The organism is Pseudomonas sp. B392_1p (genome assembly GCF_052245235.1).
In the GTDB taxonomy this organism is placed as follows: domain Bacteria; phylum Pseudomonadota; class Gammaproteobacteria; order Pseudomonadales; family Pseudomonadaceae; genus Serpens; species Serpens gallinarum.
Map to the genome: position 1 here is coordinate 12,476 of NZ_JBQPXM010000001.1, position 23,200 is coordinate 35,675.

The 23,200-nt window shown below is 62.5% G+C and carries 20 protein-coding genes and 1 pseudogene; 4 read left to right on the forward strand and 17 right to left on the reverse strand.

Features of this window, described 5'->3' with window-relative positions; all coding sequences use genetic code 11:
• Window positions 1-149: 149 nt before the first annotated feature.
• A complete protein-coding gene (locus ACTV8E_RS00055; protein ID WP_443198083.1) occupies window positions 150-416 on the reverse strand; it encodes a hypothetical protein in 267 nt (88 codons plus the stop codon).
• Window positions 417-769: 353 nt separating this feature from the next.
• Here ACTV8E_RS00055 and algB point away from each other — a divergent pair, with 353 nt between their 5' ends.
• Window positions 770-2,116, forward strand: coding sequence for a sigma-54-dependent response regulator transcription factor AlgB (gene algB / locus ACTV8E_RS00060; RefSeq protein ID WP_251835384.1), 1,347 nt, complete (start codon window positions 770-772; stop codon window positions 2,114-2,116).
• Window positions 2,117-2,121: 5 nt separating this feature from the next.
• A complete protein-coding gene (locus tag ACTV8E_RS00065) occupies window positions 2,122-3,903 on the forward strand; it encodes an ATP-binding protein (protein ID WP_443198084.1) in 1,782 nt (593 codons plus the stop codon).
• 17 nt (window positions 3,904-3,920) lie between these two features.
• Here ACTV8E_RS00065 and ACTV8E_RS00070 read toward each other — a convergent pair whose 3' ends face one another.
• Window positions 3,921-4,706: an N-acetylmuramoyl-L-alanine amidase gene (locus ACTV8E_RS00070; RefSeq protein ID WP_443198085.1), complete on the reverse strand. Its 786-nt coding sequence runs from the start codon at window positions 4,704-4,706 to the stop codon at window positions 3,921-3,923.
• Window positions 4,707-4,788: 82 nt separating this feature from the next.
• On the reverse strand, window positions 4,789-5,655 hold the full coding sequence (pdxY, locus tag ACTV8E_RS00075) for a pyridoxal kinase PdxY (RefSeq protein WP_443198086.1): 867 nt from the start codon (window positions 5,653-5,655) through the stop codon (window positions 4,789-4,791).
• A 155-nt stretch (window positions 5,656-5,810) separates the two neighbouring features.
• On the opposite strand from pdxY, the gene ACTV8E_RS00080 reads away from it, so the two are divergent.
• Complete coding sequence (locus ACTV8E_RS00080) at window positions 5,811-6,224, forward strand: DUF3301 domain-containing protein (RefSeq protein ID WP_273538611.1); 414 nt, start codon at window positions 5,811-5,813, stop codon at window positions 6,222-6,224.
• A 143-nt stretch (window positions 6,225-6,367) separates the two neighbouring features.
• Here ACTV8E_RS00080 and ACTV8E_RS00085 read toward each other — a convergent pair whose 3' ends face one another.
• From ACTV8E_RS00085 to ACTV8E_RS00110, 6 genes are all read right to left on the reverse strand, one after another.
• The gene (locus ACTV8E_RS00085; protein WP_443198087.1) at window positions 6,368-7,243 is read right to left on the reverse strand and encodes an alpha/beta fold hydrolase; all 876 of its coding nucleotides are present in this window, start codon (window positions 7,241-7,243) and stop codon (window positions 6,368-6,370) included.
• A 52-nt stretch (window positions 7,244-7,295) separates the two neighbouring features.
• Window positions 7,296-8,261, reverse strand: coding sequence for a CobW family GTP-binding protein (locus ACTV8E_RS00090; RefSeq protein ID WP_443198088.1), 966 nt, complete (start codon window positions 8,259-8,261; stop codon window positions 7,296-7,298).
• A 69-nt stretch (window positions 8,262-8,330) separates the two neighbouring features.
• Window positions 8,331-8,867 carry a DUF3617 domain-containing protein gene (locus tag ACTV8E_RS00095; protein WP_443198089.1) on the reverse strand — a complete coding sequence of 179 codons (537 nt, stop codon included), beginning with the start codon at window positions 8,865-8,867 and terminating at the stop codon, window positions 8,331-8,333.
• Between the two features lie 49 nt (window positions 8,868-8,916).
• Window positions 8,917-9,306, reverse strand: coding sequence for a DUF1850 domain-containing protein (locus tag ACTV8E_RS00100; RefSeq protein WP_443198090.1), 390 nt, complete (start codon window positions 9,304-9,306; stop codon window positions 8,917-8,919).
• Window positions 9,303-11,327, reverse strand: coding sequence for a TRAP transporter permease (locus ACTV8E_RS00105; protein ID WP_443198091.1), 2,025 nt, complete (start codon window positions 11,325-11,327; stop codon window positions 9,303-9,305). Before ACTV8E_RS00105 ends, ACTV8E_RS00100 begins: the two co-directional genes overlap by 4 nt.
• 77 nt (window positions 11,328-11,404) lie before the next feature.
• Complete coding sequence (locus ACTV8E_RS00110) at window positions 11,405-12,361, reverse strand: TAXI family TRAP transporter solute-binding subunit (protein ID WP_251835394.1); 957 nt, start codon at window positions 12,359-12,361, stop codon at window positions 11,405-11,407.
• A gap of 190 nt (window positions 12,362-12,551) precedes the next feature.
• Between ACTV8E_RS00110 and ACTV8E_RS00115 the strand changes: the two genes are divergently transcribed.
• A complete protein-coding gene (locus ACTV8E_RS00115) occupies window positions 12,552-12,857 on the forward strand; it encodes a hypothetical protein (RefSeq protein WP_443198092.1) in 306 nt (101 codons plus the stop codon).
• Here ACTV8E_RS00115 and ACTV8E_RS00120 read toward each other — a convergent pair.
• The 8 genes and pseudogenes from ACTV8E_RS00120 to ACTV8E_RS00155 form a co-directional block, all read right to left on the reverse strand.
• Window positions 12,847-13,806: a TAXI family TRAP transporter solute-binding subunit gene (locus tag ACTV8E_RS00120; protein WP_251835396.1), complete on the reverse strand. Its 960-nt coding sequence runs from the start codon at window positions 13,804-13,806 to the stop codon at window positions 12,847-12,849. The two genes, ACTV8E_RS00115 and ACTV8E_RS00120, sit on opposite strands and share 11 nt — an antisense overlap.
• Window positions 13,807-13,973: 167 nt before the next feature.
• Window positions 13,974-15,326, reverse strand: coding sequence for a sigma-54-dependent transcriptional regulator (locus ACTV8E_RS00125; RefSeq protein WP_443198093.1), 1,353 nt, complete (start codon window positions 15,324-15,326; stop codon window positions 13,974-13,976).
• On the reverse strand, window positions 15,295-17,124 hold the full coding sequence (locus tag ACTV8E_RS00130; protein ID WP_443198094.1) for an ATP-binding protein: 1,830 nt from the start codon (window positions 17,122-17,124) through the stop codon (window positions 15,295-15,297). The genes ACTV8E_RS00125 and ACTV8E_RS00130 overlap by 32 nt, the downstream gene beginning before the upstream one ends.
• A gap of 223 nt (window positions 17,125-17,347) precedes the next feature.
• Complete coding sequence (cfaB, locus tag ACTV8E_RS00135; RefSeq protein ID WP_443198095.1) at window positions 17,348-18,532, reverse strand: C17 cyclopropane fatty acid synthase CfaB; 1,185 nt, start codon at window positions 18,530-18,532, stop codon at window positions 17,348-17,350.
• A gap of 69 nt (window positions 18,533-18,601) precedes the next feature.
• Window positions 18,602-19,297, reverse strand: coding sequence for an anaerobic ribonucleoside-triphosphate reductase activating protein (locus tag ACTV8E_RS00140; protein ID WP_251835400.1), 696 nt, complete (start codon window positions 19,295-19,297; stop codon window positions 18,602-18,604).
• Window positions 19,290-21,494: pseudogene (locus ACTV8E_RS00145) on the reverse strand (ribonucleoside triphosphate reductase). Before ACTV8E_RS00145 ends, ACTV8E_RS00140 begins: the two are co-directional and overlap by 8 nt.
• 314 nt (window positions 21,495-21,808) lie before the next feature.
• On the reverse strand, window positions 21,809-22,312 hold the full coding sequence (gene ubiT / locus ACTV8E_RS00150) for a ubiquinone anaerobic biosynthesis accessory factor UbiT (RefSeq protein WP_443198096.1): 504 nt from the start codon (window positions 22,310-22,312) through the stop codon (window positions 21,809-21,811).
• Window positions 22,306-23,196, reverse strand: coding sequence for a U32 family peptidase (locus ACTV8E_RS00155; protein ID WP_443198097.1), 891 nt, complete (start codon window positions 23,194-23,196; stop codon window positions 22,306-22,308). Before ACTV8E_RS00155 ends, ubiT begins: the two co-directional genes overlap by 7 nt.
• Window positions 23,197-23,200 lie beyond the last annotated feature (4 nt).

Consider the following 23,200-nt stretch of genomic DNA (forward strand, 5'->3'; position numbering starts at 1 on the left):
ACCGACAGTTGCTGGCGACGGGCCGAGCTTAACGTGGTGCGCCGACGACCCCATTCAAGGAACAAGGGACCAACGACCCACGCGAAACACAGCATTGCTACCAGCAGTAAAAGTACGAATAGCACACTCAATACAGTCATAACCCTCCTTTAGAACACCCAGCTCGCACGCCTCGGCAGGTTATGCCACGGTTGCTCGCCAGGCTGTTGGTCATCTAAGAGAGGCTCAACACGCTGCGGCGTGATGACCGGCATATCGGTTTTGACCAGCGTCTGAAGCCGTGGTTGCGTCGGCTCGGTCTTTACGGCGCTTTGCGGTCTTTCCACAAAACTGGGCGAATTCACAGGCGACACCAGCAGCGCAGCCAACACGAATAATCCACTTCCTAACAGGCTCGATTGCCAAGGCTTGTTCATATCCTTTCCTCCCAATGCAACAGGCCGAAGCCGATGTAAGGCGCATCCATATAGCATCTGTTGCAGCGGCCATGCCAGCCGGAGCGGGTTAGTTAACTTCAACAAAATCAAATACTTGCCGGGCACAGACGGGCAAGCGACACGGCAAACTGCATGATTGGCCGCGCGCCACCATGCACATTGCACGGCACTAAACTGCTAGAAGAGAAAACTTAAGGGTCAGAAAACGATCAGACTTGTCTGGCCTGTTGCCAATCGGCAAATCGGCAAATCGGCAAGTAGCCAAAGGATCGACCAGACTGTTCATGCAGTTGCCTGTTCGACGCGCCTAATCGGCGATAGTGGAGAATTCCATGGAACACACGCCCCTCATCAGCGGACGAATCCTCCTGGTCGACGACGAAGCTGCCATTCTGCGCACGTTCCGTTATTGCCTGGAAGACGATGGTTACCGGGTGTCTACCGCCAACAGCGCGGCACAAGCCGAAACCCTGCTGCAACGCCAGGTCTTCGACTTGTGCTTTCTCGACTTGCGGCTGGGCGATGACAATGGCCTCACTGTGTTGCAGCAGATGCGCCTGCTGGCGCCCTGGATGCGCGTAGTGATCATTACCGCGCATTCGGCGGTGGACACGGCAGTGGATGCCATTCGTCTGGGCGCGGCGGATTACCTGGTCAAGCCCTGCAGCCCGGAACAGTTGCGCCTGGCCGCGACCAAGCAGCTGGAAGTGCGCCAGCTGGCGGCGCGTCTGGAAGCCCTTGAAGATGAAATGGCCCAACGCAGCCCTGGCCTGGACTCCAACAGCCCGGCGATGATGGCCGTGTTGGAAACCGCGCGACAGGTGGCCGACACCGACGCGAATATCCTCCTGCTCGGCGAGTCCGGCACCGGCAAGGGCGAGCTGGCGCGCAGCATTCATGCCTGGAGCGGCCGTGCCAGCCGGCCCTGCGTCACCATCAACTGCCCGTCGTTGTCTGCCGAGCTGATGGAAAGCGAGCTGTTCGGGCACACGCGGGGCGCCTACACCGGGGCAGTGGAAAGTACCCTCGGCCGCGTCAGCCAGGCCGATGGCGGCACCCTGTTTCTGGATGAAATCGGCGACTTCCCACTGCCCCTGCAATCCAAACTGCTGCGCTTCATTCAAGACAAGGAATACGAGCGGGTCGGCGATCCGGTGACCCGACGCGCCGATGTGCGCATTCTGGCCGCCACCAACCACAGCCTGGACACCATGGTGCGCGCCGGTCGCTTCCGCGAAGACCTGCTGTATCGCCTGAATGTGATTACCCTGACCATTCCGCCGCTGCGCGAACGCCCCGAAGATGTCTTACCCCTGGCCGAGCGCTTCCTGATGCAGTTCGTGAAAAGCTACGGCCGCCCCGCACGCGCACTCAGCGCCGAGGCCCGCCGGCTGCTCAGCGAATATGCCTGGCCGGGCAACGTGCGAGAACTGCGCAACGTGATCGAGCGCGCCAGCATCATCTGCACACAGGAGTACGTCGAGGTCAGCCACCTTGGCCTGACCAGTCAGCCCGGCAGTGGCGCGCCACGCGTCGGCGAAACCCTCAGCCTGGAAGCCTTGGAAAAAGCCCATATCGCCGCGCTGATCGCCAGCAGCGAGACCCTCGATCAGGCGGCGCGCACTCTGGGTATCGATGCCTCGACGCTGTATCGCAAACGCAAACAATACGGCTTGTAACACCCATGAAGTTACGCAGCCAATTGCTCATCGGCATCTCGGCAGTCATGGTGGTGGCCCTCATCGGCCTGGGCATCGGCGTGTTCAGCGTGCTGCAGATGGCACGCGAACAACGCCAGTCCACCCATTACCACTACAGCCTGCTGACCATTACCCAGGAAATGCGCAAGGCCATCGGCAGCCAGATGACCTTGAATTTCGGCACCCCACAAGAGCTGGCCAATGTCGCGACGCTGCGCCAGGACTTCGCTCGGCAACTGCAGCAGGCAAATGCGCTGGTCCGCACGCGCTACGACCGCCAGTTGGTCAACACCATTGCCCAGGCCCATGACGACTATCTGCAGGAATATTATTCGCTCTTGCGTGCCGATCCGGAGCAGATTTTCGCCCGCCAAACGCTTAACACCGCCTACCTGAACGTGCGCAACCCGATCATCGAACTGCAAGAGCATGCCATTACCTCGCTGGCCGAGACGGAACAGGACAACCGCGAGCGCGCCGTGCTGATTGCCAGCCTACTCGGTCTGGTCGGCTGCGGCGTGCTGCTGATCGGTTTTCTCACCGCCCATGGGTTCGCCCGGCGTTTCAGCGGCGTGATCGAACGCCTCGCCCAGGCCGCCGACCAGATCGGCCAGGGCGACTTCAACCTGGACCTGCCGCACTCGCCGACTGCCGAGCTGTCCGCCCTGATCAGCCGCTTCAGCTTGATGGGCGAAGCGCTGCGCCAGTCCAAGGAAAGCAACGTCGAGGCCCTGCTCGGCGGGCAGCTGCGCCTGCAGGCCCTGCTCGACAGCATCGACGATGGCCTGTTGGTCATCGACCGCCAGGGCTTGCTGGAACACGCCAACCCGGTGGCCCAGCGGCAGCTGGCCTGGAGTCCCAGCCTGCTCGGACGCGCCCCGGGTGATGTACTAAAGGCCCCGATGCTGGACGAGGCGGTTCAGCGGGTCCTCGACAATCAGCCCGTGGAAGGCCTGCAAGAGGACCTGGCAATCCAGGCCGAGGGCGAGTTGCGCCTGCTCAGCTGGCGACTGTCGGCGGTCAGTCATGCCGATGGTCGTACCATCGGTGCGGTGCTGGTATTGCGCGATGTCACTGAGCAGCGCGCGTTCGAGCGGGTGCGCAACGAGTTTGTGCTGCGCGCCTCACACGAGCTGCGCACCCCGCTGACTGGCATCCACATGGCGTTCGGGCTGCTGCACGAACGCTTGCACGTTGCCCCGGACAGCCGCGAGAGTGAGCTGCTGCGTACCATCAATGAAGAGATGCGTCGCATGTTGCAGCTGATCAACGACCTATTGAACTTCTCCCGTTACCAGAGCGGCCAGCAGCAACCCCAACTGGCCCTCAGCGACCCCGGCGAGCTGTTGGAAAATGCCTACCAGCGCTTCGCCAGCCAGGCCGACGAGCGCAATATCACGCTGCAGTTGGACCTGCATCCCCCGCTACCCTGGTTGCAACTCGACCGCCTGCAGATCGACCGGGTGCTGGACAACCTGATCGACAATGCCCTACGTCACACTCCCAGCGGCGAACACATTCGCCTGCAGGCGCGCCAGCATGGCAAGCAATTGATCATCAGCATCGAGGACAGCGGCGAAGGAATTCCCTACAGCCAGCAGGAACGTATTTTCGAGCCTTTCGTGCAGATCGGACACCGCCAGGGCAGCGTCGGCCTGGGCCTGGCGCTGTGCAAGGAAATCGTCCGCATGCACGGCGGCCGACTCGGTGTGCACTCGCGCCCCGGCCAGGGCGCGGTGTTTTTTCTGGTGCTGCCGTTGTCGTAACGGGCGCCAGGCGCGTCTTATTCCGCGCCCACCATCGGGCGCAAGGCCAGCAACAACGCGGCGGTTTCGGCATCCGGATCGCCGTCGTAACGCGTCGGGCGATACTTCATCTGGAAGGCCCGCAGCACCTTGCGGGTCGCGTCGTCGAGTTCACCGTGCAGCGGGACCTGGTAACCCTCTTCCGCCAGTTGCTGCTGGAACCACGCCACCTCAGGCAACCCCTGTTCGAACAGCGTCTGGTAGTGGGTAACGCGTGCGCTATCCGGCCAGGAAATCAAGCCAGCCTCGGCGAGCCGTCGCCAGGGAAACAGCGGGCCGGGGTCAACCTTGCGCTGCGGGGCGATATCGCTGTGGCCAACGATGCTGCCCGGCGGCAAGTCATGGCGCGCCACCAGATCCTTGAGCAAGGCAATCAGCACCTCGATCTGTTCCTCGGGATAGGGATACCAGCGCCGGGTTCCGTCGGGGTCTTCCTCATAGCCTTGGTTCACCAGTTCGATTCCTAGGCTGCTGGCGTTCAGCCAGGTACGCCCTTGCCAGGCACTGTCGCCAGCGTGCCAGGCACGGCGGTTTTCGTCCACCAGGCGATAGACCGTCGCCGGTCGCGCACCGAGCAGGTAATGGCTGCTGACCTCGGTCTGGGTCAGCAGCTGCAGTGAGCGCGGCAGGTCAGATGAGGTGTAATGCAGCACGATGTACTGCACCCGGCTGCTTTGCCCGCGCGCGGTATGGCTGTCATCGATGCGCAGGCCGGTGCAACCGGCGAGCAGCATCAGGAGCAGAACCAGGGCACTCTGTTTCATACAGCGACAGGACTCCATGCTGAACGAGCGATTCGAGAGCATAGACTGGGACCCCATCACGACGGGCGGGTGCCCGCTGTGCTTACACAGGCTCGGCAGTAAAGCGCACCCGCGGCTGCGCCAGGCGATCCTGGGCACGTACCAGTTGCAGCTCGTAACTGCCGCAGGCCTGGGTTTCCAACAGCACTTCATGCACCGCTGCCGCGCTAAATTCAAAGGCTTGCAGCAAGCTGTCGCCCAGCAACAGGCGCGCCAGGAAGAGGCCGGAGGTCAGGTCGCCGACACCCACCGGCTGGCGCGGAAAAGCCAGCAGCGGGCGGCGCAGGTGCCAGGCCTGTTCGGCGGTGACCAGCAGCATCTCGAAGTCCTCGGCGGATTTGCCTGGATAGTCCAAGTGCTTGACCAGTACCGACTGCGGTCCACGGGCCAGCAAGGTACGCGCCATCTGCGCGCAATCGGCCAGCGAGTCTGGTCGGCGCCCGACGAAGCTGTCCAGTTCCAGCTGGTTGGGACACAGCACGTCAGCCACGGCCAGCGCCTCGTTGAGCAGGAAATCGCTGACTTCCGGAGCGACGATGCAGCCTTTTTGCGGATGGCCCATCACCGGATCGCACAGGTACAGTGCTCGCGGATTGATGGCTTTGATGCGCCGCACCACCTCGAGAATCGCCCGACCCTGGGCGGCGCTGCCCAAATAACCTGAGAGCACCGCATCGCAATGGCCCAGCTCGCCAATGGCCTCAATGCCGTTGACCAGCGCGGGAATCTGCTGCGGTGCCAACACCTCACCCGTCCATTGCCCGTACTGGGTGTGGTTAGAGAATTGCACCGTGTTCAGCGGCCAGACATTGACCCCCAGGCGCGCCATGGGAAAAACCGCCGCGCTGTTGCCAGCATGGCCAAACACGACATGGGATTGGATGGCCAGCAGATGGGGGGTGCGTTTCATTACGAATTCCTGTGGAGCAAAGGCGCGCAGTATCGCGCAAAATATTCTCCTCAGGCAGACCCGGCGGCGGCATTTTCTCAGGCCGGGGCCGGTGCCCTTAGAGCCGCACGGCAAGGTGCGGTAAGCTGCCCTTCCGCCCTTGTACCGGAGCTTCAATGCTGACCCTTGGCAACCTGTTCATGCTGATGGTAGTAAGCGCCTTCGCGACCTGGCTCTGGCATGGCCATGGCATTCGCGAACGCGCCCTGTTGCTGGTCAAGCGTCACTGTGAGCGCGAACAGGTGCAATTGCTCGACGACAACGTTGCCCTGCGCAAGATCGGCCTGGTGGCGGATGCACGCGGACGCAAGCGCCTGGGGCGTATTTATGGCTTCGAGTTCACCGTGACCGGCGAACAACGCCATCGCGGCACTATCGTCATGTTCGGCGTGCATCCGGGCGGCATCCAGCTTGAACCCCATCCCTGCCCTACGCCGCCCGCAGACACGACGATTGATCAGGTGCCACCGGCCAGGAGCGGCCAGGTCATTCACTTGGATACGTGGAAACGCCGCCAGTCAGGCGAATAACGAGAGCCTTGATACAGGCCGCGCCTTCGCGGCGAGGTCACCACTCCCACACTGGATCCGTGCCGGTACCCAACCTTTCGCAGGCCCGACCTCGGGCCGAAGCTGTTCGGGCACAGCACCGTGGACAGAATCCCAGCAGCGTACTAATCCAGCAACAAGCCCGTGACCTGTTCCGCCGTCGATTGCGGGCGTTCCTGCATAAAGCAGTGCCCGCCATCCACAGCCTGGGCCTGCACGCGCGGGTTGACCCGCGGCCAGCGCTGCGCCGATTTCACCACGAAGGGATAGCTGTCGCGGCCATAGATCACCACGCTGGGCGTCTGCACCTGGCGCAGCGATCGCCACAGGCCCTGTGGACAACTGCCGAAGACCTCCGCCTCGCGGTGCGGATGGCATTTAAGCTGTACCCCGCCGCTTTCGGCGGGCTTGAGGGCATGTTGCGCATAGGCGCGCAGGGCCGCTTCGTCCCAATTCTTGAAAATGCCGCGACCGCGCAGCCGTGCTTGGGCTTCGTCGCGATCGACCCAATGGTTGCGCCGGGCGCGAGCGCGCTTGGCTTTTTCATTGTTGTGGTACAGGCCGAGGGCGCTGGCCACCGTTTTCAGGGCGATCATGCCCGGCGTGAACAGTACCGGGTCGAGCAGCACGGCGCGCTGGAACAGGTCCGGTCGGCGTGCCAGGATCAGACTGCTCAGCACCCCGCCGAAGCTGTGCCCCAACGCGAAGCGCGGCACATCACCAAAGCGCTCGCGGCCGGCCTCAAAAGCTTCCACAGCCAGTTCCGCGTTGCGGTTCCAGCCCTGAAAATCGCCGCCGTGGTCGCTGTCGCCATGCCCTTGGGCATCGCACAGCCAGAGGTCGAAGTGTTCAGCCAGGTGGCTAAGCATGGGCTCATAGGCGCGGCCGCAAAAACCGTTGCCGTGCATAAAGTGCAGCAACGGCTTGCCGGACGGCGTGCTGTGCCAGCCACGCAGGGTGAAACCGGCGGAACAAGGGTGGGACCAGGCGTGCAGGTTCATAGACAGACAACAGGACTGACCAAAGGGACGGGCATTCTACCCACGGTGGTATTCAGTCGGCGAGCCGGCACGCATCCAGAGCGTTCTGCAAGGCAGCAGTGTCCTGGGCGTGGGTGAAAATCAGTTCGATACGCGAGTCCCGCCGCCAGGCGCTGGGCTGCCACTGCAGTGGCGCGCCGTCCAGCGCGTTGGCCGCAGACCAGCCGTCGCTGGCGTGTAACACCAGCTTGGCGCGGCGCCAGCCCAGGTCACCGAGCCAATCGCTGACCCGCTGCGTGTCAAAGCGCTGACTGGGATGCCACCGCCAGCCGATGCTCCAGCCTTCGGGTCCGGCCTGGCTCCGGCAGATGGGTGTGTCAGGGGCATTCCACAGGCTGCCAAGCGGGCGCGCAGACGCATCGGGCAGGTTATCCACAGGTCCGTCCAGACTCACGAGGACCTGTGGCAGGGCGTCCAACGGCAAAAATCCTTGCTCGGTCCAGTACAGCGTCTTGCCCGGCCAGCGCTGCGCCAGCTGCCGGCGACTGGCCTGGTCCAGCGTCTCGGCCTTGTTGAGCAGCAACAACCCGGCGTCCGCCACGGCTTCACGCTGAGTGTCCGGCAGCTCGTGTCCGGCGACCAGAGCTGCGGCGTCGAGTACCAGCACGTCCGGCTGCAGGGCCAGCACGCCCCGCCAGGGGGCAGCGCTCAGTTGACGGCGCAGCTCGGCCGGATGGCCAAGCCCTGAGGGTTCGATGAACAGCCGCGTCGGTTTGCTGCGACGCAACAGGCGAGCCAGGCCGATCTGGAACGGCGCGCCGTTGACGCAGCACAGGCAGCCGCCGGCCACTTCGGCAAGACTCACGCCGTCGGCGCCGGTGTCCAGCAAGGCGGCATCCAGGCCAATGGCGCCGAATTCATTAATCAGCAGCGCCCAGCGCTCTTCAGCCGGTTTCTGCGCCAGTAATTGGCGCAGCAGACTGGTCTTGCCAGCACCCAGCGGGCCGGCAATCAGATGGGTAGGGATATAGTTCAGCATGGCGCCATGGTGCGGCTTTCTCAGCAGCGGCGCCAGCCGCAAAATAAAACCTGTGGATAACCTCGCCGATCAGCGCATCGAGGGCTTCAGCGTGCCGCAGTCGCTGCTTAGCCAGCGCGCATGGGTTTCCAGGCGTCCACTGTCGGGCAACATGGTGCCTGCCTTGAACTGGCTGTCCAGCGTGGTGGTGAATTCCCGCTCGCTGAGCAAGCGCGTCTCGCCCTGTCCTGCGGCGTCGGGGCATTGGAAGCTGAATGTCCACAGCTGCTCGCTGCGCTCGGTGTGCGTCTGTGTGCAACCGTTCTGCGCGTCGTACAGCGGTAAATCCCGGCGACGCACCTCTTCTTCGCTCAGGCAGACACGCACACCGCGCCCGGCCAACTGCACGCCGCGCTGACTCAAAGTGTCGAGCATTTTTTGTCGCTGTTCGGGGGGCAGGTTTTCCAACTGAGCCAGCACAGCGCCCAGATCCGGCAGGGTCTGCCCACCCAACTGCACACCGCGCGGGGTGATTTCCCACAGGCCGGGCAGGATATCCATAGCCCAGGCGGGCAGCGAGGGGATGATCAAGAAGGCCGCGAGGCCCAAGCGAAGCGAGAGAGGCATGGCGGCTTTCCGTTGCAAGCAAAGCCGCAAGCCTAGTTGATGTTCAGACTCATGCAGGAGGTAAGCAGCTCCACAGTTCCACCGCCGGCTGCTCGGCCCGCGGTGGGCCGAGCCAGTCGCTCATCGGTCGGCACTGCCGGTCGATGCACAGCTGGTAGTCGCCGGCCTCGGGCGTGCGCCCGAGACGCAGCAACGGCAGGGGCGGCAGCGTAGTGCGGTAGTGCCAGCTGCCGTCATGCAGGGTAGCGCCGTCGGGAATCTCCATCCCGGCGCCGCTGCCCTTGACCCGCGCTTCACCGAGCACCAGCCCGTCCGGCGTCACGCGGTAATCCTCTTCCCAGCGAATCTTCTCGATGGTGTGATCCCAGGCCAGGGTAAAGGCCGGGGTGGGCAGCTGTGCCCACACCACCCCGGCCAGGCCCAGACAGACTGCGATCACGCCACCGCCAACTGAGCGCGACGTGCGCGCCAGACATGTTGAGCCACCAGCACCGCGCCAAGGGCAAAGCCCAGTTCGTCGCTGATCGGCATGGCCAACACCAGCGACGCCCCGGCGGCAAAGGCCAGCAGGCGTTCCCACGGGGTCATCCGCATATTCAGGAAACCTGTGACCGCCATGCCCCACAGGCACACGGCGAATACCGTCTTGACCAGCATGTACAAGGTGGCCATCCAGCTGTCGCCCTGCATCATCAACGCCGGATCGTAAACCGCCATGAACGGCACCACGAAGCCGCACGCGGCGATGCGCACCGCCCACAGGCTGATCTTGAAGCCGTTTTCCTTGGCAATTGGCGCAGCGGCGAAGCAGGCCAACGCCACCGGCGGCGTCAGGTCCGCCATCAGGCCGAAATAGAAGACGAACATGTGCGACACGATCAGCGGCACGCCCAACTGCTCCAGCGCCGGTGCGGCAATAGCACTGGTGATGATGTAGTTGGGAATGGTCGGAATGCCCATGCCGAGGATCAGGCAGGTGATCATGGTCAACACCAGGGAGAGAAACAGATTGTTCTCGCCGATGGCCAGGATGTAGCCGGCAAAGGTGCTGGCGATTCCGGTCAGCGAGACAACGCCGATGATCACCCCGACCAGGGTGCAGGCGATGCCCACCGGGATCGAGTGGCGTGCACCATCGACCAAGGCGTACACACAGATGCGCAGCGTGTCGCGTCCGCCCTTGATGAACCAGCAGATAGCCACCAGCACACCAATCACCCCGAAGATGACGCCGATGCCGAGCTGGAAGAACCCGGTGCACAGCAAGCCGAGGGCCACCCAGAATGCCGCGCGCAGCCAAAAGCTGGACGCCTTGAGGATGATCGCCGAACCGAGGATGACGATCGCGGTCAGCGCCAGGCCAACCGTGCCCGAGAACATCGGTGTCCGCCCGGAGAACAGCAGGTAGACCAGCACAAACAACGGCACCAGCAGGTACCAGCGCTCCTTGACCGACGCCCAGGCGCTCGGGCATTCGTCCTTGGACAACCCTTTGAGTCCTTGACTGCGTGCTTCCAGGTGAACAATCCAGAACACCGCGAAGAAGTACAGCATCGCCGGGATCAGCGCTGCCTTGGCCACTTCGACATAAGGCACGTTGATGGTTTCGGCCATGATGAACGCGACTGCGCCCATCACCGGCGGCATGATCTGTCCGCCCATGCTGGCGGTGGCTTCCACCGCCCCGGCAAACGCCGGCTTGTAGCCAAAACGCTTCATCAGCGGAATGGTGAACTGGCCGGTGGTCACCACGTTGGCCACGCCCGAGCCGGTAATGGTGCCCATCAGCGCCGAAGACACCACCGAGACCTTGGCTGGACCGCCGGTCTTGTGGCCGAACATGCCCATGGCGAAGTCAGTGAATAACTTGATCATCCCGGCCTGCTCCAGGAAGGCGCCGAACAGGATGAACAGGAAGATGTAGGTAGCCGAGACATAGGTCGGCGTGCCGTAGAAGCCTTCGGTGCCGAACGACAGCTGGTTGATGATCTGGTCGAAGCCGTAGCCACGGTGGGCCAGATCACCCGGCAGGTATTCACCCAACAGGCCATAACCGAGGAACAAGGCACAGATCAACGGCAAGGCCGTGCCCATGACCCTTCGCCCGGCCTCGAACACCAGCAGCATCAGGCCAATGCCGATGATCATGTCCCAATCGCTCAGATCACCCGAGCGCTGCACCAGATCCGCCTCGAAATACCATTGGTAAAAGGCCGTGGCCATACCGGCCAGGCCAAGCAGCCAGGCCAGCGGCTGCCAAGGCCGGCTTTGACCCTTGGCCGGATAGCAGAGGAACACCATCAGCAGCAGAAAGCCGACGTGCCCCGCGCGCAGCACCTGGCTGGATACGGGATGGAATGCCGCGGTAATGATCTGGTAGGTGGAGAACAGCAGCGCCACATAGAAGAGCGTCTTTGGCCACTGCGCCGGACTGGCGTGTAAGGCGTTTTCTTCACTCATGGGGAAAAACTCCTGATTGCGCAATACACAAGCCGCCGATACACCGGCGGCGTGCTTTCAAGGCATCGGCGAGGCGCTTACTTGAGGACGCCGGCTTCTTTATAGAAGCGTTCCGCACCGGGGTGCAGCGGAATGGGCAGTCCCTGGGTGGCGGTTTCCAGCCTGATGTCCCTGGCTGCCGAGTGCGAGCTGGCCAGGCGCGGCAGGTTGTCGAACATCAGCTTGGTCATCTGATAGGCGACCTCGTCGGAGACGTTCTCATGGGTGATCAGCATGTTGGTGATCGCGGCAGTCATCACGTCCGCGTCCTGACCGTCATAGGTGCCGGCCGGAATCGGCTTGGATTGGTACACCGGGCTGCCGATTTTATCGGTCACTTCCTTGGGGATTTCCACGAAATTAATCGGCATCATCGCTGCCAGGTCGCGAATGGCCGCCATGCCAAGGCCCGAGGACTGCAGCGTGGCATCCAACTGGCGGTTCTTGATCAGCTCGACGGATTCGGCATAGGGCATGTACTCGACGCGGCCCATGTCGGCGTAGCTCAAACCAGCGGCCTTGAAGATCGCCCGGGCGTTCAGTTCGGTGCCCGAGCGCGGCGCGCCGACGGAGATGCGCTTGCCCTTGAGGTCTTCGAGGGTCTTGATGCCCGATTCCTGGCTGGCGACGATCTGGATGTAGTTCGGGTAGATGGCCGCGATGGCGCGCAGCCGGGTCAGCGGCGCCTTGAAACCGGCGTCTTCCACGCCGTTCCAGGCGTCGTCCACCGAATCGCCGATGGAGAACGCCAGTTCACCGCGACCGGCCTGCAGCAGATTGAGGTTTTCCACTGAAGCCTTGGTAGCTTGCACCGACGTTTTGGCGCCGTCGATACCATTGCTGAACAGTTGGGACAGGGCTACGCCGATGGGGTAGTACACCCCGCTGGTGCCGCCGGTCAGAACGTTGAGGAAGGTCGGTGCGGCGAATGCCGCGGAACTCGCCGTAAGGGCAACCGCAGCGGCCAGCAGGCCGAAACGTTTTTTCATGCGCATGAAATGCTCCGTTTTATTGTTATGGCCATGGTCGAAGCCACAGCTCAACTTATTCACAGACACAAGAGACGAACACGTCATAGACAGGCAGCCAATGTGTGGGGGGGTTACAGACCGGATGACCGTCATGGCCCGCCTCTTGTTCTTATCTGGGTCGCGAGGCGACTGAAAGCAAGCAATAGCAGGAGTCATGCCACGCTGTCGCCAGCTGGTCAAGGCTTCACCTGAAACCCAAGCGATGCGCGGGTTACGGCAGACCCATCAACTAAATCTGCGGATCGAATCTCGCGTTTTACCGAAGCTGGCCACCGCCGATAAGCAAGAAACCGCCTATGCGCGGGTAGGTATCGGCAGGTTTCCGCTGATCAATGCCTGGCAAGCGCGGTACCTATCCGATACCAAAGCGATATACGCAAAAAAGGAATGCCGCCGCCCTTTCAGGGGCGACGGCATTTCAGCACTTCAACGCTTGGCTAGCGTGTCGGTTATTGCATAAGCCCCTGCTCGCGGTAGAAGCGCTCCGCACCAGGATGCAGCGGAATCGGCAGACTCTGGGTGGCCTCTTCCAGCCGGATGTCCTTGGCCGCCGAGTGGGCACTGACCAGGCGCGGCAGATTGTCGTAAATCAGCTTGGTCATCTGGTAGGCCACTTCGTCATCGACGCGGTCATGGGTCACCAGAATATTGATCACCGCCGCCGTGGGCACTTCAACATCCTGACCTTCATAGGTACCAACCGGAATGGGTTTGGACAGGTAGGCGCTGCTGCCGATCTTCTTCACCACGTCTTCGGGGATGGGCACGAAATTCAGCTTCATCATCGATGACAGGTCACGAATCGCTGCCATGCCCAGGCCTGCGGACTGCAGGGTGGCATCCAGCTGGCGGTTCTTGATCAGTTCCACCGATTCGGCAAAGGGCATGAATTCGACACGGCCCATGTCTTCATAACTGAGCCCGGCGGCCTTGAAGATCGCCCGCGCATTCAGTTCGGTGCCCGACTTCGGCGCGCCGACCGAAATGCGCTTGCCCTTGAGATCGGCCAAGGTCTTGATGCCGGATTCCTGGCTGGCCACGATCTGGATGTAGTTCGGGTAGGTGGCGGCAACCGCCCGCAGACGCTTGAGCGGCGCCTTGAAGCCCGCGTCTTCTACGCCGTTCCAGGCGTCATCCACCGAATCGCCCAGTGCAAAGGCCAGCTCACCGCGCCCGGCCTGCAGCAGATTGAGGTTTTCCACCGAGGCCTTGGTGGCTTGTACGGATACCTTGGCATCGCTCATGCCGGTGCTGTACAGCTGGGAAATGGCCACGCCTATCGGGTAATACACCCCGCTGGTGCCGCCGGTGAGGACATTGATAAACGTGGGGGCGGCCAGGACGGAGGTGCTGGCTGCAAAAGCGGCGGCCGCCGCGAAAAGACCGAAACGTCGTGGGTTCACGCGCATGGGTTGCTCCTGTTTGTTCTTATTGGAAGCGAATCTGCCTGTCCGTCGAAAACCAGCTTGGTAATTCGACGCAGCAAGCTGACGAAACTTACCACGCAACAACTCAAAACGGGACCTTCTAAAGTCGTATATTCCGCGCCTGAGCCGCTTGCCAGAGCGGCGACAGCCTAAGGCTCCTCGATCGCCCCGCCCGCCGGCAGGTAATCACTGCGCTGCAGGCCGTGGCGCTGCATTTTTTCATTTAGGGTACGGCGCGGCAGTTGCAGCAGCGCCATGACCTCGCTGATGCTGCCCTGGCAACGCTGCAGCGCCAGGTGCAGACAATGGGCCTCGAACGCCTCCATCTGGCCCGCCAGCGACTGCTCGGCCACCACCGGCGTGGCCGACGGCATGGTCAGGCCGAGTACATGGCGTTCCGCGGCATTCACCAACTCGCGCACATTGCCCGGCCAGTCGTGGGCCAGCAGCCGGGCCATTTCCGTCGGCAGTAAGGCGGGACTTTCCCGACCATGGCGTTCAGCGGCCAGACGGGCGAAATGCTCGAACAGAAGGGGAATATCCTCCCGCCGTTCGCGCAGCGGTGGAATGTGCAGCTCGGCGACATTCAGGCGGTACAGCAAATCCTCACGAAAGCGCCCTTCACGCACCTCGGCCTGCAGGTCCGGCTTGGCCGCACTGATGACCCGCAGATCGACCTGAATGCTGCGGTTGGAGCCCAGGCGCTCCAGGCTCTTCTCCTGAATCACCCGCAGCAGCTTGACCTGCTGCGCCAGCGGCATGCTCTCGATTTCGTCGAGAAACAGGCTGCTGCCGTCGGCATGCTCGATGCGCCCGATACGCTTGGCCTGCGCTCCGGTAAACGCACCGCTTTCATGCCCGAACAGTTCGCTCTCAAAGATGTTCTCCGGAATCGCCGCGCAGTTCAGGGCGACAAAGGGTTTGGCAGCCCGTGGGCTGAAATCGTGCAGGCTGCGCGCCACCAGCTCTTTGCCGCTACCGGTTTCGCCGCGTATCAGCACATTGACCTGGGTGGGCGCCAGCTCCAGTACCTGCTGGCGAAGCTGTTCCATGCCTCGCGACACGCCAAGCAACTGGCCTTCGATCATTCCCTTGCGGGCCACCTGTTCACGCAACCGGCGGTTTTCCATTACCAGGCGACGCTTGTCCAGGGCGCGCCGCACGCTGTCCAGCAAGCGCTCTGGGCTGAAAGGTTTTTCGATGAAATCGTAGGCCCCCTGCTGCAGGGCCTGCACCGCCATGTTCACATCGCCGTGCCCGGTGACCAGGATCAACGGCAAATCGCGATCGATGTGCAGCAACCGCTCCAACAGTTGCAAGCCATCGCAGCCAGGCATGCGCACATCGCTGACCAGCACGCCGGGAAAATTGCGACCAATCAGCGGCAAGGCCTCGCTGACACTGGCACAGCAATGCACCAGCAGGCCGGACAGTTCCAGCCATTGCCGGACCGCCTGGCGAATCGCCGTCTCATCGTCGATGAAGATGACTTGATCCGTCACGGTGCCCCCTCTGGGATGAATGATGTTCAGTATCGGCTGCCGGTAAGGTCAACGTGAAGACCGCTCCGTCATCGCTGGTCGCCGCTCCCAGGCTGCCGCCCAGATCGCGCACGATGCCGTATGAAATTGCCAGGCCCAGGCCCAGCCCTTCGCCCACCGGCTTGGTGGTGAAAAACGGATCGAACAGGCGCTGCAGATGCTCGGCGGCAATGCCACCGCCATTGTCGCTGACGCTGAGCTGCCAGATTTCACCCGTGCGCCGACTGCGGATACGCAACTCAGGGTGCGGTTGATGAGCGGTGGCATCCAGCGCGTTGTCGAGCAGGTTTACCAATACCTGTTCGAGACGAATGGCGTCGCCCAGTACCCAGGCCTCGACGTCCACCTGGTTATCCACAAGCACTTGTGCGGTGCGCAGGCGAGGCGCCAGCAACTGCAGCGCCTGGTCGAGCACATGGGCCAGGCTGAGTCGCTCGCGCAAGCCGCCGGGGCTTTCCCGGGCGAATACTTTCAGATGGCTGGTCAACCCGGCCATGCGCTGCAACAGACTGTCGAAGTGCGTCAGCACCTCCTGAACCTGTTCATCCCTCCCGCTGCGTTGCAACAGGCGCAGGCTCCCCAGTTGCATGCGCATGGCGGTCAACGGCTGGTTGAGCTCATGGGCCAAGGCCGCTGACATCTGCCCCAGGGCAGCCAGTTTTGCCGCTTGCACCAGCTCGTCCTGCGCCTTGCGCAGCTCAGCAGTACGCTCGACAACCAGGCGCTCAAGCTCGGTGCGCCGGCTCTGCAGCAAATGTTGATTCCTACGCCGCTGAATCAGGAACAGGACCAGAAACGCCAGGGTCATCCAGAGGCCCGCCGCTGACAACCGATAGCCCTGCACCTTGCCCATCACCACATTCGGCTCCTGGAGCAGATGCAACGTCCAGCCTTCCTGGTTCGGCCCCAGCCGCTGCCAGAAGTAGTCGCGCAACCCTTCCGGCCCCGCAACCCGGCGCACTTCGCTGAAGGTGTCGATGCGGCGTAGCGGCTCGCTGATCATCGCTTGCAGGGTCTGCTCTGCATATTTACGTGCATCGATCAGCTGCACGCGCTGTTCGGCCGCAAGAGGCTCGAGGTGGCGAAAGCGCCAGGCCGGTCGGTTGCTGAGAATCACGACCTGATCATCGGCCGTGACCAGAAAGGTGCCAGGTTGGCCGAGCCAATCGCGCTGCAGGTCCTCGAGCTCGAGTTTGACCACCAGCACACCGGTCACCACACCATCCTGTTCAATGGCATGGGAGAGGAAATACCCGGGCACGCCGGTGGTCACGCCCACAGCGAAATAACGCCCCCAGACGTCCTGCAACGCATCCTGAAAGTAGGGGCGAAACGCGTAGTTATGGCCAACGAAGCTGCTTGCCTCATCCCAGTTGCTGGCCGCCAGGGTGTCGCCATGCCGGTCGATCAGGTACAGCACGCTGGAACCCGCCGCCTGGTTCAGACGCGCCAGGCGTTCGTTCAGGCTTTGCCGCAGGTGCTGATCCTCGGGCGAGCGCAGCAGGCTACGAACATCCTTGTCCAGGGCCAGTAAGGCCGGCACCGAACGAAACCGCTCGACCAGGGTATGCAGGGTTTGTTGATACAGCTGCAGTTGCCCCTGCCCCTCAATGCTGCGCTCTTGCCAGGCACGCTGTTCGCCCAGCCGCCCGGCCAGCCAGACGCTGATCAGCAGTCCGAGAACAATCAGCAATACGCGGAGGAAGACGGGATGACGAAATACAGACACGGGACGGCTCAACCCAGAAAAGGTCTGCATGTATGCCAGCCTGGGGGCCAGGGAGCAAGTGCCATGGGTGTGTCGGTATCGACACCTGATGTGGCGTGGAACGCGGCGATACCACCCACGTTGTTTGGCAGTTGGGTTGCGCGATACCAGCCGAAACGTAGGCTGGATCGCGCCTCATCGTTCAACCGAGCGGGGCCATGGTGGAATCTACACTCCACCGACAAACCGCCACTCGGCTTACGAACGCAACACCCTAGCCATAAAGGTCAGCGCGACTCCAGGGCAGATCATGGGAACCGTCTGCGCGCGGACGCACGGCCAGGATCTGGTGCAGGTTGATCCAGTTATTCTCGAAACCATAAGCGCAGCCCGCTAGGTACAGCCGCCAGATGCGCAGGCTTTTTTCCGGCACCAGGGTGGCAGCCTGCTCGAGATGAGCCTCGAGGTTGTCGCTCCAGAAGCGCAGCGTGCGGGCGTAATGCAGACGCAGGCTTTCCACATCCACCACTTCCAGGCCCTCTTCGCTCATCCGTGCGATGGCCGTGGCCAGGTGCGGCAATTCACCGTGGGGGAACACGTAGCGGCCTATGAATTCGCCAGCGCCGCGCCCCACCGGTCGGCCATCGGTGGTGCACGCGGTAATGCCATGGTTGAGCACCAAACCACCAGGTTTCACGGCATTGAACAGCGTGCGGAAATACAAGCCCAGGTTGGCATGGCCGACATGCTCGAACATGCCCACGCTGACCACCTTGTCGAAACGGCCATCGGCGGGCAAGTCGCGGTAATCGAGCAGCTCCAATTGCACGCGGTCACTCAGTCCCTCGGCCTCGACCCGTTGACGGGCCAGGCTAAGCTGTTCCTTGCTGAGGGTGATGCCGTACACCTCGACACCAAACTCGCGGGCCGCGTAGCGCGCGAGCCCACCCCAACCACAGCCGACGTCCAGCAGCCGCTCACCGGGTTTAAGCCGCAGTTTCAGGCACAGGTGACGCAGCTTGGCCAATTGCGCCTGTTCGAGGGTTTCCGTGCCGGTGGGGAAATAAGCGCAGGAATAGACCATCTGCGGATCAAGCCACAGCGCGTAAAAGTCATTGGACAGGTCGTAGTGGTAGGCAATGGCCGCGGCGTCGGTGGCCTTGTCGTGCTCCTCACGCTCGCCCGGTGCCGTTTCATTCTCAGCGCCCAGCGCGCGGCTCAAGGCATCGCCGATGCGGATCACTTCCGACAGCGGGCCCTGCAGGTCGAAGCGCCCCTCGACATAGGCGCTGCCCAGGGAATCCAGGCTTGGCCTGCCCAGCTGCGTCAGCAAAGTGGGATCATGCACGTCCAGGGTGACGCGTGGATTGGGGCCCAAATCCAGTTCTTGGCCATCCCAAAGTCGCAGCCGCAACGGCAGCCGGAGCTCGTGCAAAACGGGAGGAAGATGCGCCTGCATGCTCAAACTCCTCATAAAGGGTGTGTGCTGAGCAAGCGTAGACCACTGATCTGGGTCTTTCGGGCTTATCTAGCCGCGCAGGATGAAATGCGGGAAGAGTTGTTCCAGGCGCTGCCAGAGGCGCATGTGGTCATGGGGCGGGCACGAATCCCCAAGATGCTCGTCAAGCATGCGCATGCTGCGCGAGCACTGCACGACAAATCGCTCGACCCCTTGGGCGCGCAGGCGCTGTGCCAAGTCCAATAGCCGCTCGGCATCGAACAGTTGCCAGTGCACCGTGGTGCGCACCTCATGGGCCACACTGCTGCGCAGCAGCAACCCCAGGCTGCGCCAGTTGGCGGCGCCGCTGCCCTCCACACCAGTGATCGCCGTGCTGTGCTCAGGCACGGCTTTGATGTCAAAGCCCACCCAATCGACCAGCGACAGCACCCTTGCGAAGCGCTTCGGCTTGATCCCGGCGCTGTGCAAACCAACCTTGAAGCCCAGAGCGCGCACTTCGGTGATGGCCTCCGGCAAGGCCGCCTGCAAGGTCGGCTCGCCGCCGCTGAATACCACTGCGTCCAGCAAGCCGACACGCTGGCGGAGGAACGCCAGGATGTCGTCCCAGGATTTTTCCTGCTCGCCGCGCGCCGGAATCAGCTGCGGGTTATGGCAATAGCGGCAGCGCCAGCCACAGCCCTGGCAGAACAGCACGCAGGCCAGTTGGTCGGGGAAATCCAGGGTGGTCAGGGGAACCAGCCCCCCGACCCTGAGTGCATTACTCATGCCGCCCGGCCGCTGCTTCGGTGAAGTGCTGGCGCTCGCGGTGTTCGGACTGCTTGCCGGGATTGAAGGCGGTTACCGGGCGGTGATAACCCATCACCCGGGTCCAGACTTCACAGCGTTGACGTTGCTCTTGCGGCAGTTGAATGGTGTTCATCGGTTGAAGCTCCTTTTGTAGAGGGTCAGGTAATCAGGCGCAGCAGGCCTGTTGTTTTCGCAGCAGCTCCTCGTCGCACGCCGGGCAGAACTCGTGTTCGCCAGCCAAGTAGCCGTGCACCGGGCAGATCGAGAAGGTCGGCGTGACCGTCAGGTATGGCAGGCGGAAGCGGCTCAGGGCGTTGCGCACCAGATTCTTGCAGGCTTGCGCCGAGGAGATCCGCTCAGCCATGTACAGGTGCAGCACGGTGCCACCGGTGTACTTGGTCTGCAGCTCGTCCTGCAGCATCAGCGCCTCGAAGGGGTCGTCGGTAAAGCCCACTGGCAGTTGCGAAGAATTGGTGTAGTACGGCGCCTCCGCTGAGCCGGCCTGCAGAATGGCAGGGAAACGTTTACGGTCTTCCTTGGCAAAGCGGTAGGTGGTGCCTTCCGCTGGTGTGGCTTCGAGGTTAAAGAGATGGCCGGTGTCTTCCTGAAAGCGCACCAGCGCGGCGCGCACATGGTCGAGCAACTCCAGGGCAAAGGCCCGTCCAGCCGTGGTATGCATGCCCTCGCGGTCGTGGGTGAAGTTGCGCAGCATTTCGTGCAGGCCGTTCACGCCAATGGTGGAGAAATGGTTGCGCAAGGTGCCCAAGTAACGCTTGGTGTAGGGGTACAGGCCGTTATCCATGTGCTGCTGGATCACCTTGCGCTTCACTTCCAGGCTCTGCCGCGCCAGCTCCAGCAAGGCGTCCAGGCGCCGGTAAAGGCCGGTCTTGTCGCCTTCATGGCGATAACCAAGGCGCGCGCAGTTAATCGTCACCACGCCCAGCGAGCCGGTCTGCTCGGCCGAGCCGAACAGTCCGCCACCACGCTTGAGCAGTTCGCGTACATCCAGTTGCAGGCGACAGCACATGGAGCGCACCTGGTTAGGCTGCATGTCCGAGTTGAGGAAGTTCTGGAAATAAGGCAGGCCATAGCGTGCGGTCATCTCGAACAGCCGCTCGGCGTTGTCGCTGTCCCACGAAAAGTCGTGGGTGATGTTGTAGGTCGGGATCGGAAAGGTGAACACCCGGCCCAAGCCATCGCCGGCCATCATCACCTCGATGTAGGCGCGGTTGATCAGCTCCATCTCGGCCTGCAGCTCGCCATAGGCGAAGGGCATTTCCTCGCCGCCGATGTAGGGAATCTGCTCGCGCAGATCTTCCGGGCAGACCCAGTCGAAGGTCAGGTTGGTGAACGGCGTCTGGGTGCCCCAGCGCGACGGCACGTTGAGGTTGTAGATAAACTCCTGAATGGCCTGTCGCACCTGTGGATAACTCAGCTGGTCCTTGCGCACGTAGGGCGCCAGGTAAGTATCGAAGGAACTAAAGGCCTGAGCGCCGGCCCACTCGTTCTGCAGGGTGCCGAGAAAGTTGACCATCTGCCCGAGCGCGCTGGACAGGTGTTTCGGCGGGCCGGCCTCGATGCGCCCGGGGATGCCGTTGAAGCCTTCATTGAGCAAGCTGCGCAGCGACCAGCCGGCGCAATAGCCGGCCAGCATATCGAGGTCATGGATATGCAGGTCACCCTCGCGATGCGCCGCACCGACTTCCGGGCTGTATACCTCGTCCAGCCAGTAGTTGGCGGTGACCTTGCCGGACACGTTAAGGATCAACCCGCCGAGAGAATAGCCCTGGTTGGCGTTGGCCCGCACGCGCCAATCCTCGCGAGATAGGTATTCGTTCATCGAGGCGGCGACATCGACCATGGCCTTCTGATCGCGACGACGCCGACCGTGACGTTCGCGATAAACTATATAGATGCGCGCAGTGGCGTAGTAGCCGCTCTCCATCAGCACCCGCTCGACACAGTCCTGGATCTGCTCCACCTCCAGGTCGGGCACCTGCTGCAAACGCGGCAGCACCGCCTCGGTCAGGGCGCTGGCCTCGGCGTCGGAGAACTCGCCGCAGGCCTGCCCGGCGGCGGCAATCGCCGCATAAATCTTGTTCGGGTCGAACGGCACCAGGCTGCCATCGCGTTTGCGCAAGTGGGTGGGATACAGGGCGGATGACAGGCCGGGCATGCGTGACTCCAATCACAATATATGGTGTTTTTTATATCAAAAAACACAAGATGCTGTGAACAATACGGACAAGGTGCATCCTCTCCATTGACCATGGTCAATAATCAATAGGCCGTATTTGTAAGTGAGGAGCCATTACCGCGTGGCAAAACGGCGACAGGGCGTGAAGCCCCAGGTGCACTCGATAGCGGATGCGGCCTAAGAACGGACTGCCCGCAACATCGCTGTAGGCGCGTTTGTTCATTGGAGAAAAACGCTGCGGGCCGTGTCGAACATGCCGGCACGGCCCGCGTGGTGCGAGTGATGACCGGAGGTCAGGTTTGGGCGGCAACCGGCGGTGCATCAGCCTTAGCCGCTGCGCCGAGGGCGCGAATCAACTGCCACAGGCGCGGCGGTAGCTCATCGGGGTCGAGGCTGTCGATCAGGTTCTTGATGCCCAGGCCCAGGTCGGTGTCGCCCTCGATCACCAGACGCCGGCGGAAGAACAGCGTATCCGGGTCCTCCTGGCGGCTTGCCAGCAGCAGGAACTCCTTCCAGTTACCCCGAATGGTCACATCGGCCTTGGCGTCACGCAGCAGCTTGAGGCCGCCCGGGGTGCGCGTCAGGCACCAGGCCAGGCCCAGGTCGCTGACCTCCAGCCGCAGCCAGCGCCCATCGAGCAGGTCGAAAGCTCCGTCGGCCAGCGGCTCGGCAAACAGCCGCTCCACCGCCTTTTCCAGCACCCTTTTCTGGATGCCGAACGGGACGTGCCGACTCAACGGCAACAGCGGCTCACCCACCCGCAAGGTCAGTTGAGCAATACGTTGGGTGTTCAGCATAAACCCGCCTCCTCGGCGCGCAGCATGCCTGGCTGGCCGTGCCAGTACCCGTTACAGCCGTCCACCAACAACGGTGGCAGTGCACCCCGGCGGACGTCGTCGAATGTGCGGATCACTTCGTCCATGCCCTCGGCGCGCGGGCTGAGGCGCAGGATGTCGCCGCCAGCGGCAATCAGCTGTGGATAATCGGCGAGCAGGTTGCTGACCTTGGCTGACATCGTCTGGATGCCGTTGAGGGTGAAAACCGCTTCGTTTTCCTGGCTGAGCAGCGGAATGCCTTCCGGGTAGTTCAGGCAGACGAACTGGCAGTCATCCTTGGGGCGGTTCTCGGCCCGGGCGGTAAAACAGCGCGCCGAGTAGGCCAGCGGCAGATGGCCATAGGCGAATAGTTCCACTTCGGGGCGCTGGATGCCCAGAGCATCGAGCTGCTCCAGGTTGTCCTTGATCAGCGCGCCGGCGCACTCCACTGGGGGTACCCAGCGCTGCAGGCCGCAGTCGATCAGCTCAGCCAGGGCGTGACCGTTGTAGATATTGAGTGCGGGGCCGGCCACGAAGGGTCGGCTGCGTTCGCGCATGAACTGCACCGCGCCCATGTCGTTGGCTTCCACCAGCAGCTCGCCGTTGTCACACAGTCGGCGCAAGCTGGAAAGCTCTGAAGCGGCCTCGACCAGGGTCAGGCCGGAAATCACCAGCTCGGCATCGGTCATCCCGCGCAGATCACGGGCCAGTCCCAGCCAGTCATCGAGCGACAAGGCGCGGCGCTTGGAGCATACGGTTTCGCCCAGGTAAATGATGTCCAGCGGCTGTTCGGCCATCTCGGCGTAAAAGTTCAGCAGTTTCTCGCGGGTCCAGTAGAACAGGACCGGGCCAAGGCTGAGTTTCATGGTC